Genomic DNA, 15,357 nt, shown 5'->3' with positions numbered 1-15,357 from the left:
CGGTGCCACAAGCACCGCCCCCGCCGTCCACCCGTAGATCTTTCGACTTTCGAGAAGAGACTCAACAGATCATGGCGAACTACACCGCCGCTGACGTCAAGAAGCTCCGTGAGCTCACCGGCGCCGGCATGATGGACTGCAAGAAGGCGCTGGACGAGGCCGACGGCAACGTCGACAAGGCCGTCGAGGCCCTGCGTATCAAGGGCCAGAAGGGCGTCGCCAAGCGCGAGGGCCGCTCCGCCGAGAACGGCGCCGTGGTCTCCCTGATCGCCGACGACAACACCTCCGGCGTCATCGTCGAGCTGAAGTGCGAGACGGACTTCGTCGCCAAGGGTGACAAGTTCCAGGCCGTCGCCAACGAGATCGCCGCGCACGTCGCCAAGACGCAGCCCGCCGACATCCAGGCGCTGCTCGCCTCCGAGATCGAGGCCGGCAAGACCGTCCAGGCGTTCGTCGACGAGGCCAACGCCAACCTCGGCGAGAAGATCGTCCTGGACCGCTTCGCGCAGTTCACCGACGGCTTCGTGCTGGCGTACATGCACCGCACCATGCCCGACCTGCCCCCGCAGATCGGCGTCCTCGTCGAGCTCGACAAGGAGAACGCCGAGGTCGCCAAGGGCATCGCGCAGCACATCGCCGCCTTCGCGCCGAAGTACCTGTCCCGCGAGGACGTCCCGGCCGAGGTCGTCGAGGCCGAGCGCCGCGTCGCCGAGGAGACCACGCGTGCGGAGGGCAAGCCCGAGGCTGCCCTGCCGAAGATCGTCGAGGGTCGCCTCAACGGCTTCTTCAAGGACGCGACGCTGCTCGGCCAGCCGTACGCGCTCGACAACAAGAAGTCCGTCGAGAAGGTCCTCCAGGAGGCCGGTGTCACCCTGAAGCGCTTCGCGCGCATCAAGGTCGGCATCTGAGCTTGAGCCGAAGCCCTGCCGTCGGGCCACGGCCTTCGGGACCGAGGGCCTGTCGCAGGGCAGCGAATGACCCGCGGCCCCGCTAGGGTCGTACGCAGTCGGCCGCTCACCGGCCGACCGCAGATGTGACGAGGAGGCCATTGCCGTACAGGGATCTGACCAGACCCCCGGCAATGGCCTTCTTCGTATGTGCACGAGGAGAGCGCAATGAATCACGGTGCCGACGGCGCGGACAAAGCCCCCGAAACCCGCAAAAAGGGGAAGGGGCGCTTCCTGCTGAAGCTTTCAGGGGAGGCGTTCGCCGGCGGCGGGGGACTGGGTGTCGACCCCGATGTCGTGCACGCCATGGCCCGTGAGATCGCCGCTGTGGTCCGCGAGGGCTACGAGATCGCCATCGTGATCGGCGGCGGCAACTTCTTCCGCGGCGCCGAGCTGCAGCAGCGTGGCATGGACCGGGCCCGCAGCGACTACATGGGCATGCTCGGCACGGTCATGAACTGCCTGGCCCTCCAGGACTTCCTGGAGAAGGAGGGCATCGACTGCCGCGTGCAGACCGCCATCACCATGGGCCAGGTCGCCGAGCCGTACATCCCGCTGCGCGCCATCCGTCACCTGGAGAAGGACCGCGTCGTCATCTTCGGTGCGGGCATGGGCATGCCGTACTTCTCCACCGACACCACCGCGGCCCAGCGCGCCCTGGAGATCGACGCCCAGGCCATGCTCATGGGCAAGAACGGGGTCGACGGCGTCTACGACTCCGACCCCAAGAAGAACCCCGACGCGGTGAAGTTCGACGCGCTCGAGTACGGCGAGGTCATCACCCGCGACCTGAAGGTCGCCGATGCCACCGCCATCACGCTGTGCCGCGACAACAAGCTCCCGATCCTCGTCTTCGAGCTGCTCGCAGAGGGCAATATCGCGCGCGCCGTGAAGGGTGAGAAGATCGGCACGCTCGTCAGCGATCAGGGCACCCGGGCCTGACGGCCCGCACCGCCGCGGATCCGTACGGGCAGCACGTGTTCGTACGGCCGTACGGAGAGCACGTCCGTACGCGCCGTGCGGACGGTATCCCCGTACGCGCGGCAACTCCCGGCCGTGGGAAGAGCACGGCACGGGGATGGACAACCGCCTGCCGGTCGGACACCGTGCAGGAGAAGACGCGCGCAGGGGCGAGGCTCTGCTTCTTACGATTAAGACCAGGAGCAAGTGGTGATCGAAGAGACCCTCCTCGAGGCCGAGGAGAAGATGGAGAAGGCCGTCGTGGTCGCCAAGGAGGACTTCGCCGCGATCCGCACCGGGCGTGCGCACCCGGCGATGTTCAACAAGATCGTGGCGGAGTACTACGGTGCCTTGACGCCGATCAACCAGCTGGCGTCGTTCTCGGTGCCCGAGCCGCGGATGGCCGTGGTGACCCCGTTCGACAAGAGCGCGCTGCGCAACATCGAGCAGGCCATCCGCGACTCCGACCTCGGCGTCAACCCGAGCAACGACGGCAACATCATTCGCGTGAACTTCCCCGAGCTCACCGAAGAGCGCCGCAAGGAGTTCATCAAGGTCGCCAAGAACAAGGCCGAGGACGCCAAGATCTCCATCCGGAGCGTCCGCCGCAAGGCCAAGGAGACCCTCGACAAGCTCGTCAAGGACAAGGAGTCCGGCGAGGACGAGGTGCGCCGCGCCGAGAAGGAGCTCGACGACACCACCGCGAAGTACGTCGCGCAGGTGGACGAGCTGCTCAAGCACAAGGAATCCGAGCTGCTCGAGGTGTGATGAACGAGTCATCCTGGGGGGCCCGGCCCTCGCCCTCGGCGGGCGGGACCCCACCCGGCGCCGGCCCATGGGCAGCCGGCGCGGGACCGACCCCCGGCTACGGCTGGGAGGGGCCCCCGGCCCCGTCGGCGGGTCCCGTGCACGACCGGGCCGCGGCAGCGCAGACTCGGCCCATGCCCACCGTGCCCGACGCAGGCGGAGACCAGGACGACCACCGGGACGATCGGGGGGCCGCTCGGCTGAGTGGCCCCCTCTTCCGCGATGACCACCCCCAGGAACCCATGCCCACATCCCCGCCGGCACCGGACGACAGCCCCTCTTCGGACAAGCCGGCGAAGAAGAGCGCGGGCCGCAATCTGCGGGCCGCCATAGGGGTGGGCATTGGCCTCGGCGCGGTCATTGTGCTCTCGCTGTTCGTCTACAAGCCCGTCTTCGTGGGCGTCATCGCGGTCGCCGTGGTCGTCGGGCTGTGGGAGCTGACCTCCCGCCTCGCGGAGCGCAAGGACATCCGCGTACCGCTCGTACCGCTGGCGGTAGGCGGTACGGCCATGGTGGTCGCCGGGTACGTACGCGGGGCCGAGGGCGCCTGGGTGGCGATGGCGCTCACCGCGCTCGCCGTCCTGGTCTGGCGGATGACCGAGGCTCCCGACCATTACCTCCGGGACGTCACGGCCGGCGTCTTCGCGGCGTTCTACGTGCCGTTCCTCGCGACCTTCGTCGCCCTGATGCTCGCGGCGGACGCGGACGGTCCGTACCGGGTCCTCACCTTCCTGCTGCTCACGGTCGTCAGCGACACCGGCGCGTACGCCGTCGGCTGGCGCTTCGGCAAGCACAAGCTCGCCCCCCGCATCAGCCCCGGCAAGACCCGCGAGGGCCTGGTCGGCGCGGTGACCTTCGCCATGACGGCGGGCGCGCTGTGCATGGAGTTCCTCATCGAGAACGGCGCGTGGTGGCAGGGCCTGCTCCTGGGCCTTGCGGTCGCCGCCAGCGCCACCCTCGGCGACCTCGGCGAGTCCATGATCAAGCGCGACCTCGGAATCAAGGACATGGGCACGCTCCTGCCCGGCCACGGCGGGATCATGGACCGGCTGGATTCGCTGCTGCCGACGGCGCCGGTGGTGTGGCTCCTGTTCGTGATCTTCGTAGGCACCGGCTGACCAGCCCTTACGCCGCCACCCGCGCTTCTCGAGGGCCCGCCGTCCTGCAGCAGGACGGCGGGCCCTCGCGTGGGCACCTGTCGGCCCGCGGCCGCACTACACGGTGAGCGGGACCGGGTGGACCTCGTCGGCCCGGTGGCCGGCGCGTTCGTGGACGCGCTGGACCGCGTCGGCCGAGGGCGCCTCGGAGAGGCAGTAGACCGTGCCGGACTGCGGGTCCGCCCATGCCTTCTCGAAGTGGACGCCCTCGTCCTTCTCAATGGCGAGGTCGGCCTGGTGGGCCTGCTTCAGCTGGTCGGCCGTGATGCCCTTCATCTCGTGGTGGACATCCATGAACTGGGGCATGGTGGTGCGCCTCCTTCCGACGTGCGCGCCCCGACGGCGACGCCGCCGAGCGCGCTTGCCAGCTCCGTCCCCTCCATCGTCTGCCCGTAGGACCGCGGCGGCGACCGGACGGCCCATGGCCGCAGCTGGCGAGGTGACGGCCCCCACCCCGCTCTCCGCAGGGCAGCGCCCGATGATCTGCCACACTGGATGGACCATGCCTGCACCTGGAGAACTTACTTTTGTCGCGCCGCGCGGGGCCAAGAAGCCGCCGCGGCATCTTGCCGATCTTTCGCCTGCCGAGCGCAAGGAGGCCGTGGCGGCGATCGGTGAGAAGCCGTTCCGCGCCAAGCAGCTCTCGCAGCACTACTTCGCGCGGTACGCGCACGACCCGGAGCAGTGGACGGACATTCCGGCCGCGGCGCGGGAGAAGCTGGCGGCCGAGATGCTGCCGGAGCTGATGAGCGTGGTGCGGCACATCTCGTGCGACGACGACCAGACCCGTAAGACGCTGTGGAAGCTGTTCGACGGGACGCTGGTCGAGTCGGTGCTCATGCGGTACCCGGACCGGGTGACCATGTGCATCTCCTCGCAGGCCGGCTGCGGGATGAACTGCCCGTTTTGTGCGACGGGGCAGGCGGGGCTGGACCGGAACCTGTCGACCGCCGAGATCGTCCATCAGATTGTTGATGGGATGCGGGCGCTCCGGGATGGCGAGATTCCTGGTGGGCCGGCGCGGCTGTCGAACATCGTTTTTATGGGCATGGGCGAGCCGCTCGCGAACTACAACCGGGTCACGGGGGCGATCCGGCGGCTGACGGACCCCGAGCCGGACGGGCTGGGGCTGTCGCAGCGGGGGATCACCGTGTCCACGGTGGGGCTGGTGCCGGCGATGCTGCGCTTCGCCGACGAGGGCTTCAAGTGCCGGCTGGCGGTTTCGCTGCACGCGCCGGACGACGAGCTGCGGGACACGCTCGTGCCGGTGAACACGCGGTGGAAGGTGCGCGAGGTACTGGACGCGGCCTGGACGTACGCGGAGAAGTCCGGGCGCCGGATCTCCATCGAGTACGCGCTGATCAGGGACATCAACGACCAGGCGTGGCGCGGGGACCTGCTCGGGAAGCTGCTCAAGGGGAAGCGGGTGCATGTGAACCTGATTCCGCTGAACCCCACGCCCGGCTCGAAGTGGACCGCCTCGCGGCCCGAGGACGAGAAGGCGTTCGTCGAGGCGATCGCGGCGCACGGCGTGCCGGTGACCGTGCGGGACACCCGCGGCCAGGAGATCGACGGGGCCTGCGGCCAGCTCGCGGCGTCCGAGCGCTGATACCGTAACGTTCGAACATCTCCACACAGACACCATCCGACAGGGGAGCGCCACAGCGCTGAGAGTGCGGCAGGCCGTCGTGACGACGCCGCCGCAGACCCTTGAACCTCGCCCGGGTCATTCCGGGTAGGAAGTTCGGTCTCCTCATGCTGTTGCGCCCTGCCCGCGGCGCCGGTCGTGCCGGCCGCCGCGGGCAGGGCCGCGTCTCTTCCTGGCCAGCCAGGAGGACTGAAGAACGGTGACCACCGGCAGAAGAAGAACCGCAGCGCTCGGCCTCGCGGTGACGCTGGGCGCCCTGACGCTCGCCGCCTGCGGCGGCTCCGGCGGCGACAAGGCGGCGGACGCCAAGACCGTCAAGCTCGTCAGCCACGACTCGTTCGCGGCCTCGAAGTCCGTACTGAAGGAGTTCGAGAAGGAGAGCGGCTACAAGGTCCAGCTCGTCAAGGGCGGCGACGCGGGCAAGGCCGTCAACCAGGCGATCCTGACCAAGGACAACCCGCAGGGCGACGTCTTCTGGGGCATCGACAACACGCTGCTCTCGCGCGGCCTGGACGCGGACCTGTTCACGCCGTACAAGGCCAAGGGCCTGGCGGGCGTGGACGAGAAGCTGCAGCTGGACAAGGCGAAGCACCGCGTCACGCCGGTCGACTACGGCGACACCTGCGTCAACTACGACAAGGCGTACTTCGCGAAGCACAGGATCGCGCCGCCGAAGAACTTCGCGGACCTGCTCAAGCCGCAGTACAAGAACCTGCTGGTCACGGAGAACTCCGCGACCTCTTCGCCGGGTCTCGCCTTCCAGCTCGGCACCATCGCCCAGTACGGCAAGGGGGGTTGGCAGGACTACTGGAAGAAGCTCAAGGCCAACGGCGTCGAGGTCGTCGACGGCTGGGAGCAGGCGTACTACGAGCGGTTCTCGGGCGCGGCCGGCAGCAAGGGCGACAAGCCGCTGGTCGTCTCGTACGCCTCCAGCCCGCCCGCCGAGGTCATGGCGAAGAAGCCGGCCCCCAAGGAGGCGCCCACCGGCGTCGCGACCGGCACCTGCTTCCGGCAGACCGAGTTCGCCGGGCTGCTGAAGGGCGCCGCGAACGAGAAGGGCGGCAAGGCGCTGCTGGACTTCCTGATCAGCAAGAAGTTCCAGGAGGACATGCCGCTGCAGATGTTCGTGAACCCGGCGGTCAAGGACGCGAAGCTGCCCGAGCTGTTCACCAAGTACGGGCAGACGATCGACGACCCGAAGACGGTGGCGCCGGCGGAGATCGCGGCCAACCGTGAACAGTGGATCAAGCAGTGGTCCTCGCTCGTCCTGAAGTAGACCGAGCGGAGCCCGGCGGCGGGCCGGTGCGGGGCGGCGACGCGCCCCGCCCGGGCCGCCGGGCCACGGCGGCCCGGCTCGGGCTCATGGCCCTGCCGCTCGCCTTCTTCGCGCTGTTCTTCGCCTACCCCGTCGCGGCGATCGTCGGCCGCGGCCTGCGGGCGGGCGGCAGCTGGCAGCTCGGTCGGATCGGCGAGGTCGTCGGCGATCCGGATCTGCTGCACGTCCTGTGGTTCACCCTCTGGCAGGCGGCGGCATCCACGGCGCTCACGCTGCTGATCGCGCTCCCCGGCGCGTACGTCTTCGCGCGTTTCGAATTCCCCGGAAAGAGGCTGCTGCGGGCGGTCGTCACCGTCCCGTTCGTGCTGCCCACCGTCGTCGTCGGCTCCGCCTTCCTGGCCCTCGTCGGCCGCGGCGGCCTGCTCGACGACCTGTGGGGCGTACGGCTGGACACCTCGGTCTGGGCGATCCTGCTCGCGCACGTCTTCTTCAACTACGCGGTGGTCGTCCGCACCGTGGGCGGGCTCTGGAGCGCGCTGGACCCGCGCCAGGAGGAGGCCGCGCGCGTCCTCGGGGCCGGACGGTTCGCGGCCTGGCGGCGGGTGACGCTGCCCGCGCTGGCGCCCGCGGTGGCTGCCGCCGCGCTGATGGTCTTCCTCTTCACCTTCACCTCCTTCGGGATCGTGCAGATCCTCGGGGGGCCGCGCTTCGCCACCCTCGAAGTGGAGATCTACCGGCAGACCGCCGACTTCCTGGACCTGCCGACCGCGGCGGTGCTCACCCTCGTGCAGTTCGCCGCCGTCCTCGGGCTGCTCGCGCTGCACGCCTGGACGGTACGGCGGCGCGAGAGCGCGCTGAAGCTGGTCGACGCGTCCCGTACGGCGCGCAGGCCGCGCGGCGCCGGGCAGTGGGCACTCCTGGCGAGCACCTTCGCGGTGATCACCGTACTGCTCGTGCTGCCGCTCGCCGTGCTCGTCGAGCGGTCCTTCGCCGGGCCCGACGGCCACGGCCTGGTCTTCTACCGCGCGCTGCAGGCCGCGGCGAGCGCCGACTCGACGTTCACCGTGCCGCCGCTGACCGCCCTGTGGAACTCGCTCGCGTACGCGGTGGCCGCCACCGCCATCGCGGTCGTCGTCGGCGGGCTGGCGGCGGCCGCGCTGACGAGGCGCGGCGGCCGGCTCGTACGCGGCTTCGACGCGCTGCTCATGCTGCCGCTCGGCGTCTCCGCCGTGACCGTCGGCTTCGGCTTCCTGATCAGCCTCGACGAGCCGCCGCTGGACCTGCGCGCCTCGTGGTGGCTGGTGCCGCTCGCGCAGGCCCTGGTGGGCGTGCCGTTCGTCGTACGGACCATGCTGCCGGTGCTGCGCGCGGTGGACGGGCGGCTGCGGGAGGCCGCTGCCGTACTGGGGGCCACGCCCTGGCAGGTGTGGCGCGAGGTCGATCTGCCGCTGGTGCGGCGGGCGCTGCTGATCGCGGCCGGCTTCGCGTTCGCCGTCTCGCTCGGCGAGTTCGGCGCGACGGTGTTCATCGCGCGCCCGGACCAGCCCACGCTCCCGGTGGCCGTCGCGCGGCTGCTGGGCCGCGCGGGGGAGCTCAACTACGGGCAGGCGATGGCCCTGTCGACGATTCTGATGGTGGTGTGCGCGGGGGCGCTGCTGGCGCTGGAACGGGTACGCACCGACCGGACGGGAGAGTTCTAGGTGACCGACAACCGGACTGACGGCCCTCTCCTGCGCCTGGCGGGGCTCGGTGTGCGCTTCGGGGCGCACACCGCGCTGGACACGGTGGACCTCGACGTCGCCGAGCACGAGACGGTCTGCGTCCTCGGGCCCAGCGGCAGCGGCAAGTCGACGCTGCTGCGGGTGATCGCCGGACTGCAGCAGGCCGACGCGGGCGAGGTCGTACTGGATGGCCGGAACCTGCGTACCGTGCCCACCCACCGGCGGGGTGTCGGCCTGATGTTCCAGGACCACCAGCTCTTCCCGCAGCGCGACGTGGCGGGCAACGTCGCCTTCGGGCTGCGGATGCGCGGCACCGCGCGGGCCGAGCGGGACCGGAAGGTCGCCGAACTGCTCGACCTGGTGGGCCTGCCGGGCGCCCAGCGCCGGGCCGTCGGCTCGCTCTCCGGCGGCGAGCAGCAGCGCGTCGCGCTGGCCAGGGCACTGGCGCCCAGCCCCCGGCTGCTGATGCTGGACGAGCCGCTCGGCCAGCTCGACCGGGGGCTGCGCGAGCGCCTGGTGGTCGAACTGCGGCGGCTCTTCGGCGAGTTGGGGACGACCGTACTGGCGGTGACGCACGACCAGGGCGAGGCGTTCGCGCTCGCCGACCGGGTCGTCGTCATGCGCGACGGGCGGATCGCGCAGACCGGTACGCCGCTGGAGGTCTGGCAGCGCCCCGCCGACGAGTTCGTCGCCCGCTTCCTCGGCTTCGACAACGTCGTGCCGGCCACGGTCACCGGCGAGTCGGCGGACACCCCGTGGGGCAAGGTGCCGGTCCCGGACGGCACGGCGGAGGGCGCCTGCCGGCTGCTCGTCCGCCCGGCCGGGGTCCGCCTGGTGCCGGCCCGCGAGGGCCTGCCCTGCACGGTCGCGGCCCGCACCTTCCGCGGTACGCACGTCTCCCTGCGGCTGCGCCCGGCGGCCGGTCCCGAACTGGACGCGGCCTGCGCGCTCGCGGCCGCGCCGGAGGTGGGCGAGAAGGTCGGCGCGGCGTTCGTCGCGGGGGACGTGGTGGTCCTGCCCGTAGGCGACTGACCCGCGCGGGCCGGAGGAGACCTCAGCCCGCCAGCGGTCCCGCCGCCAGGTGCGCCACCCCACCCGTGACCGCCGTCAGCACGACGACCAGGACGCACGCGCGCAGGGCGGCGGCGCGGTGGAGGAGGCCGGCCGGGGCGCCGAGGCGGCGGAGGGCGTCCGTCGTCGCGGCGCGGGCCGTGCGGGACTCGCTGACCGCGGCCGGCACGCTGAGCGCGGTACAGGCCAGTACCAGGCCGCCGCCGAGCGCGGAGAGCGGGCCGAGCGAGCCGGGGGCGCCGTGGCCGTACAGGGTGTACGCCGCGTAGGTGCCCGAAGCGGCCGCCATCAGGATGCCCAGCGGGCGGCCCACCCGGCGGGACTCCTCCTGGAGCACCCGGCCGGCCAGCAGCCGTGCCGCGCCGGCCCGGCCCGTGCCCAGTACCCGCCCGCTCGCGTGGACCAGCCCGGGCGCCGCCAGCACCAGGCCCGCCGCCGAGAGCAGCCAGCCGACCAGCACGCCCGCCTCGCCGGTGACCAGCCGTCCCGGCAGCGGCAGCAGCCGGGCGCCGGGGCCGGTGTGGCCCGCCGCGTAGACCTCCAGGGCGAGCCCGGCGGCGGCGAGCGCGATGCCCCAGGGGAGTCCCGCGGGCGTGGCGGTGTCCGTACGGGGCGGGGCGTCGGCGCACGGCTCGGACGGCTCGTTCCGCCCGGGGCGCAGCGCCATGGCGGTCGCGACGGCGGCCACCACGGGGACGGCCGCGAGCAGCACGGCCACCGCCGCGTACGGCAGCGGGCCGCGGCCCAGCAGCTCCGCCGGGCCGATCGGCGTACCGCCCAGGCCGCCGCGGAGCCGCAGGAAGACCAGCAGGCCGAGCGCACTGCCCAGGAGGCAGGCGAGGGCGGTCGAGGCGGCGGCGGTCAGGGTGAGCCGGACCGGGCCGAGGCCGGCGGCCGACATGCCCTCGCGCAGCCGGGCGGCCGGATCCGTGCGGGCCACCGCGACGGCGAACTGGACCGTGGCGGCCAGCGGCACCAGGCACCAGGCCAGCCGCAGCGCGGAGCCGACGGCCTCGCCACGCGGCGCGTCGACGGCGTGGCCGAGCGTGGCCAGCAGCAGGAAGGCCGTGCCGGCCGCCGCCGCGACGACCAGCAGGCGGCGCAGCTGCACCGCCGGGCGTGCGCCCCGGGCTAGACGGAGAGCGAGCACTCTTCCCTGCCTTCCGTCTCGGCGGGGCCCTCGGCCTGCGCGGCGCTGGCCCGCCGGCCGTCCAGCAGGGCGATCGTGCGGTCGGCGAGCGTGGTCGCCTCCGCTTCCTGGGTGGCCAGCACCACGCTGAGGGCGTGGCTGCGGGCGGCGTTGACGATCGTACGGAGCACCTGGGCGGCGTCCGCGCGGTGCAGCGGCGCGGTCGGCTCGTCGGCGAAGAGCACCTGCGGGGTCGTGGTCAGCGCCCGGGCGACGGCCACGCGCTGCTGCTGCGCCCGGTCCAGGGCCGCGGGCCGCCGCTTGGCGCAGTCCGCCACGTCCAGCCGCTCCAGCCACTCGGTGGCGGCCTGCATCGCGGCCCGGCGGCCGTCGCCGCGCACCAGGAGGGGCAGCGCGGCGTTCTCCCGGGCGGTCAGCTCGGGGACCAGCCGCGGTTCGGTGCCGATCCAGCCGAAGCGGTCCAGCCGGAGCCGTTCGCGGCTGGTCGCGGAGAGGGTGTGGACCGGATGACTGTTGAACCAGACCTCGCCGCTGTCCGGGACGAGCTGCCCGGAGAGGCATTTCAGGAGCGTGGTCTTGCCGCAGCCGCGCGGACCGGTGACGGCAAGGATCTCGCCCTCGCGCACACCGAGGGAGATGCCGGTGAGTGCGGGGCTCTGACCGTGGGCGTGGTGCAGTCCGCGAGCCCATAGAACGTCGTTGTCGGGCGGGGCCACCATCTGCGCACCTCGTGCTCGCTCGCGTCCTTCGTTCCCCTGACCGGGTGAACGACCATGGAGGGTATCGGTCACAAGCACGGTAGGTACTGCCGGGTCCCGCCATTCACCGGTCAGCACGGAAGACGGCCGAGGTTCACTCATATGGCTTGATATGAGTGACCTCGGCCGCCGTTTCTTCCGTTATTCGGGACCCCTGCGCGGAACCCCGTCACGGGCCGCTGAGCGCGCCGGGCGGAGCGGAGTCCGTGGCTCCGCTCCGCCCGATCCCCCCGGTGAGGGCCGGAGGGACAGCTCGGTACCGCGGATCAGAGCTTGGCCCACGCCTCCGTGAGGACGCCGCGCAGGATCTGCTCGATCTCGTCGAACACGGTCTGGTCGGCGATCAGCGGCGGGGCCAGCTGGATGACCGGGTCGCCGCGGTCGTCGGCACGGCAGTACAGGCCGGCGTCGTACAGCGCCTTGGAGAGGAAGCCGTACAGGACGCGCTCGGTCTCCTCGTCGTTGAACGACTCCTTGGTGACCTTGTCCTTGACGAGCTCGATGCCGTAGAAGAAGCCGTTGCCGCGGACGTCGCCGACGATCGGCAGGTCGTGCAGCTTCTGCAGCGTGGAGAGGAAGTTCGACTCGTTCTCGAGGACGTGCTTGTTCAGGCCCTCGCGCTCGAAGATGTCGAAGTTCGCCAGCGCCACGGCCGAGGAGACCGGGTGGCCGCCGAAGGTGTAGCCGTGCAGGAAGGTGTTGTCACCCTTGTAGAACGGCTCCGCCAGGCGGTCGGAGATGATGCACGCGCCGATCGGGGAGTAGCCCGAGGTCATGCCCTTGGCGCAGGTGATCATGTCCGGGACGTAGCCGAACTTGTCGCACGCGAACATCGTGCCGAGGCGGCCGAACGCGCAGATGACCTCGTCGGAGACGAGCAGCACGTCGTACTGGTCGCAGATCTCGCGGACGCGCTGGAAGTACCCGGGCGGCGGCGGGAAGCAGCCGCCGGCGTTCTGCACCGGCTCCAGGAAGACCGCGGCGACGGTCTCCGGGCCCTCGAAGAGGATCTGCTGCTCGATCTGGTCGGCGGCCCAGCGGCCGAACGCCTCGGGGTCGTCGCCGTGGATCGGGGCGCGGTAGATGTTGGTGTTCGGCACCTTGTGCGCGCCGGGGACCAGCGGCTCGAAGGGGGCCTTGAGGCCGGGCAGGCCGGTGATGGACAGGGCGCCCTGCGGGGTGCCGTGGTAGGCCACCGCGCGGGATATGACCTTGTGCTTCATCGGCTTGCCGGTGAGCTTGAAGTACTGCTTGGCGAGCTTCCAGGCGGTCTCGACCGCCTCGCCGCCGCCGGTGGTGAAGAAGACCTTGTTCAGGTCGCCCGGGGCGTAGTTCGCCAGGCGCTCGGAGAGCTCGACGGCCTTGGGGTGTGCGTAGGACCACACCGGGAAGAAGGCGAGCTCCTGGGCCTGCTTGTACGCGGTCTCGGCCAGCTCGACCCGGCCGTGGCCCGCGTTGACCACGAAGAGGCCCGCGAGGCCGTCGATGTAGCGCTTGCCCTTGTCGTCGTAGATGTTGGTGCCCTCGCCGCGCACGATCGTGGGCACGGGGGCGTTCTCGTACGACGACATGCGGGTGAAATGCATCCACAGGTGGTCGTACGCCGTCTTGGAAAGGTCGGCGCTCATGGTTATCGCGTTCCCCAGGTGTAGGTCTGCTTCTTCAGCTTCATGTAGACGAAGCTCTCGGTGGAGCGCACGCCGGGCAGCGTGCGGACGCGCTTGTTGATCACGTCCAGGAGGTGGTCGTCGTCCTCGCAGACGACTTCGATGAGCAGATCGAAGGAACCGGCGGTGACGACGCAGTACTCGACCTCGGACATGCCCGTGAGGGCCTCTGCCACGGGATCGACGTCGCCCTCGACGTTGATTCCGACCATTGCCTGCCGCCGGAAACCGACCGTGAGGGGGTCGGTGACGGCGACGATCTGCATCACACCCTGGTCGAGCAACTTCTGTACGCGTTGCCGTACGGCCGCCTCGGACAGGCCCACGGCCTTGCCGATCGCGGCGTACGGACGGCGCCCGTCCTCCTGGAGCTGCTCAATGATCGCCAGGGAGACGGAGTCGATCGACGGAGTGCCGTTTCTGTCACGAGTGGCCACGTCCCTCACTGTGCACCAGCATCGTCCGTCACGCAAGCCCGATTCGCCGAAATCAGTTGTTCACCGAGATTCACGCCACGGAATCCGTTGTTACTGGCGCGTGGGTATGTCGAAAACGGGGCTCGCATGGTTAGGGTGGGCATCTCATCCACCGGACACCAGAGACCGGTCATCCAACACCGGACCTGACAGGAGGGGTCGCACGTGACCACCGAACTGCGTCGTCTGCGCAACTACATCGACGGGGAGTTCCGGGACGCCGCCGACGGCCGCACCACGGACGTGGTCAACCCCGCGACGGGCGAGGTGTACGCCACCGCGCCGCTGTCCGCGGCCGCCGACGTCGACGCCGCGATGGCGGCCGCCGAGGCGGCCTTCCCGGCCTGGCGCGACCTGATCCCCGCCGAGCGCCAGAAGGTGCTCCTGAAGATCGCCGACCGCTTCGAGGAGCGCGCCGAGGAGCTGATCGCCGCCGAGTCGGAGAACTGCGGCAAGCCGGTCGCCCTCGTACGCTCCGAGGAAATCCCGCCGATGGTGGACCAGATCCGCTTCTTCGCGGGTGCCGCGCGGATGCTGGAGGGCCGCTCGGCCGGCGAGTACATGGAGGGCCTGACCTCCATCATCCGCCGCGAGCCGATCGGCGTCTGCGCCCAGGTCGCGCCCTGGAACTACCCGATGATGATGGCGGTGTGGAAGTTCGCGCCGGCCATGGCGGCGGGCAACACGGTCGTCATCAAGCCCTCGGACACCACCCCGGCGTCCACGGTGCTGATCGGCGAGATCATCGGCAGCGTGCTGGACGAGCTGGGCCACCCGCGCGGCGTGTTCAACGTCGTGTGCGGTGACCGCGAGACCGGCCGCCTGATGGTCGAGCACCCCGTGCCCGCGATGGCCTCCATCACCGGCTCCGTGCGCGCCGGCATGCAGGTCGCCGAGTCCGCCTCCAAGGACCTCAAGCGGGTCCACCTGGAGCTGGGCGGCAAGGCCCCGGTCGTGGTCTTCGAGGACACCGACATCGCCAAGGCCGTCGAGGACATCTCGGTGGCGGGCTTCTTCAACGCGGGCCAGGACTGTACGGCCGCCACGCGCGTGCTCGTCCACGAGTCCATCCACGACGAGTTCGTGACGGCGCTGGCGAAGGCCGCCGCCGACACGAAGACCGGGCAGCCGGACGACGAGGACGTGCTCTACGGCCCGCTGAACAACGCCAACCAGCTCAAGCAGGTCAAGGGCTTCATCGAGCGCCTCCCCGCGCACGCGAAGATCGAGGCCGGCGGCCAGCAGGTCGGCGACAAGGGTTACTTCTTCGCCCCGACCGTCGTCTCCGGCCTCAAGCAGGACGACGAGATCGTGCAGAACGAGGTCTTCGGCCCGGTCATCACGGTCCAGTCCTTCACCGACGAGGACCAGGCCACCGAGTGGGCCAACGGCGTCGAGTACGCGCTCGCGTCCTCGGTGTGGACCAAGGACCACGCCCGCGCCATGCGGATGTCCAAGAAGCTCGACTTCGGCTGCGTGTGGATCAACACCCACATCCCGCTCGTCGCCGAGATGCCGCACGGCGGCTTCAAGAAGTCCGGCTACGGCAAGGACCTCTCCGCCTACGGCTTCGACGACTACACCCGCATCAAGCACGTCATGACCTCGCTGGACGGCTGACGGACTGCTCGCCGTACAGCCCAAGTCGGGTGCCGTGCGGGGCACCTGACACACCGTCGCGGGGCGGGGCCCGGCGGCAGACGATCTGTCTGTTGCCGC

At 70.8% G+C, this 15,357-nt stretch carries 14 protein-coding genes and 1 riboswitch; of the genes, 9 read left to right on the top strand and 5 right to left on the bottom strand.

The window, feature by feature from the left end; all coding sequences use genetic code 11:
- The first annotated feature begins 71 nt into the window (after positions 1-71).
- The 4 genes from tsf (at position 72) to ACIGXO_RS08350 (ending at position 3,832) form a co-directional block, all read left to right on the top strand.
- The gene (gene tsf / locus ACIGXO_RS08365; protein ID WP_399782210.1) at positions 72-908 is read left to right on the top strand and encodes a translation elongation factor Ts; all 837 of its coding nucleotides are present in this window, start codon (positions 72-74) and stop codon (positions 906-908) included.
- 207 nt (positions 909-1,115) lie between these two features.
- Positions 1,116-1,889, top strand: a complete 774-nt coding sequence (gene pyrH / locus ACIGXO_RS08360; protein ID WP_399782207.1) for a UMP kinase — start codon at positions 1,116-1,118, stop codon at positions 1,887-1,889.
- Positions 1,890-2,117: 228 nt separating this feature from the next.
- Positions 2,118-2,675, top strand: a complete 558-nt coding sequence (frr, locus tag ACIGXO_RS08355) for a ribosome recycling factor (RefSeq protein ID WP_363257817.1) — start codon at positions 2,118-2,120, stop codon at positions 2,673-2,675.
- Positions 2,675-3,832 (top strand): phosphatidate cytidylyltransferase, encoded by a 1,158-nt coding sequence (locus tag ACIGXO_RS08350; protein WP_399782203.1) that lies wholly within the window; start codon positions 2,675-2,677, stop codon positions 3,830-3,832. Before frr ends, ACIGXO_RS08350 begins: the two co-directional genes overlap by 1 nt.
- Positions 3,833-3,928: 96 nt before the next feature.
- Here the strand turns inward: ACIGXO_RS08350 and ACIGXO_RS08345 are convergent, their stop codons facing one another.
- Positions 3,929-4,177, bottom strand: a complete 249-nt coding sequence (locus ACIGXO_RS08345) for an SCO4226 family nickel-binding protein (RefSeq protein WP_399782201.1) — start codon at positions 4,175-4,177, stop codon at positions 3,929-3,931.
- 196 nt (positions 4,178-4,373) lie between these two features.
- Between ACIGXO_RS08345 and rlmN the strand changes: the two genes are divergently transcribed.
- From rlmN to ACIGXO_RS08325, 4 genes are all read left to right on the top strand, one after another.
- Positions 4,374-5,480, top strand: a complete 1,107-nt coding sequence (gene rlmN / locus ACIGXO_RS08340; protein ID WP_030266522.1) for a 23S rRNA (adenine(2503)-C(2))-methyltransferase RlmN — start codon at positions 4,374-4,376, stop codon at positions 5,478-5,480.
- 31 nt (positions 5,481-5,511) lie between these two features.
- Positions 5,512-5,631: riboswitch (TPP riboswitch) on the top strand.
- A gap of 87 nt (positions 5,632-5,718) precedes the next feature.
- Positions 5,719-6,795 carry a thiamine ABC transporter substrate binding subunit gene (locus ACIGXO_RS08335; RefSeq protein ID WP_399782198.1) on the top strand — a complete coding sequence of 359 codons (1,077 nt, stop codon included), beginning with the start codon at positions 5,719-5,721 and terminating at the stop codon, positions 6,793-6,795.
- Positions 6,771-8,495: an ABC transporter permease gene (locus tag ACIGXO_RS08330; protein WP_399782195.1), complete on the top strand. Its 1,725-nt coding sequence runs from the start codon at positions 6,771-6,773 to the stop codon at positions 8,493-8,495. The genes ACIGXO_RS08335 and ACIGXO_RS08330 overlap by 25 nt, the downstream gene beginning before the upstream one ends.
- Positions 8,496-9,548 carry an ABC transporter ATP-binding protein gene (locus ACIGXO_RS08325; protein WP_399782192.1) on the top strand — a complete coding sequence of 351 codons (1,053 nt, stop codon included), beginning with the start codon at positions 8,496-8,498 and terminating at the stop codon, positions 9,546-9,548.
- 22 nt (positions 9,549-9,570) lie between these two features.
- On the opposite strand, the gene ACIGXO_RS08320 is transcribed toward ACIGXO_RS08325, so the two are convergent.
- From ACIGXO_RS08320 to ACIGXO_RS08305, 4 genes are all read right to left on the bottom strand, one after another.
- Positions 9,571-10,737 (bottom strand): hypothetical protein, encoded by a 1,167-nt coding sequence (locus tag ACIGXO_RS08320; RefSeq protein WP_399782189.1) that lies wholly within the window; start codon positions 10,735-10,737, stop codon positions 9,571-9,573.
- Positions 10,719-11,456 (bottom strand): ABC transporter ATP-binding protein, encoded by a 738-nt coding sequence (locus tag ACIGXO_RS08315; RefSeq protein WP_399782186.1) that lies wholly within the window; start codon positions 11,454-11,456, stop codon positions 10,719-10,721. The genes ACIGXO_RS08320 and ACIGXO_RS08315 overlap by 19 nt, the downstream gene beginning before the upstream one ends.
- 305 nt (positions 11,457-11,761) lie before the next feature.
- The gene (locus ACIGXO_RS08310) at positions 11,762-13,123 is read right to left on the bottom strand and encodes an aspartate aminotransferase family protein (RefSeq protein ID WP_030266507.1); all 1,362 of its coding nucleotides are present in this window, start codon (positions 13,121-13,123) and stop codon (positions 11,762-11,764) included.
- Between the two features lie 2 nt (positions 13,124-13,125).
- Positions 13,126-13,599, bottom strand: coding sequence for an Lrp/AsnC family transcriptional regulator (locus tag ACIGXO_RS08305; protein ID WP_037801321.1), 474 nt, complete (start codon positions 13,597-13,599; stop codon positions 13,126-13,128).
- A gap of 204 nt (positions 13,600-13,803) precedes the next feature.
- On the opposite strand from ACIGXO_RS08305, the gene ACIGXO_RS08300 reads away from it, so the two are divergent.
- Positions 13,804-15,258, top strand: a complete 1,455-nt coding sequence (locus tag ACIGXO_RS08300) for a gamma-aminobutyraldehyde dehydrogenase (protein WP_399782182.1) — start codon at positions 13,804-13,806, stop codon at positions 15,256-15,258.
- The last annotated feature ends 99 nt before the right edge of the window (positions 15,259-15,357 follow it).

It is taken from the genome of Streptomyces sp. NPDC053542 (assembly GCF_044544685.1).
Taxonomy (GTDB): Bacteria; Actinomycetota; Actinomycetes; order Streptomycetales; family Streptomycetaceae; genus Streptomyces.
Note: the sequence above shows the minus strand (reverse complement) of the source record. Positions and strands in the feature narration are given on the sequence as shown.

Excerpts from the sequence above, each read along its gene's own strand:
- tsf (WP_399782210.1), top strand. The coding sequence starts at position 72 with ATGGCGAACTACACCGCCGCTGACGTCAAGAAGCTCCGTGAGCTCACC.
- pyrH (WP_399782207.1), top strand. The coding sequence starts at position 1,116 with ATGAATCACGGTGCCGACGGCGCGGACAAAGCCCCCGAAACCCGCAAA.
- ACIGXO_RS08350 (WP_399782203.1), top strand. The coding sequence starts at position 2,675 with ATGAACGAGTCATCCTGGGGGGCCCGGCCCTCGCCCTCGGCGGGCGGG.
- ACIGXO_RS08345 (WP_399782201.1), bottom strand. The coding sequence starts at position 4,177 with ATGCCCCAGTTCATGGATGTCCACCACGAGATGAAGGGCATCACGGCC.
- rlmN (WP_030266522.1), top strand. The coding sequence starts at position 4,374 with ATGCCTGCACCTGGAGAACTTACTTTTGTCGCGCCGCGCGGGGCCAAG.
- ACIGXO_RS08315 (WP_399782186.1), bottom strand. The coding sequence starts at position 11,456 with ATGGTGGCCCCGCCCGACAACGACGTTCTATGGGCTCGCGGACTGCAC.
- ACIGXO_RS08310 (WP_030266507.1), bottom strand. The coding sequence starts at position 13,123 with ATGAGCGCCGACCTTTCCAAGACGGCGTACGACCACCTGTGGATGCAT.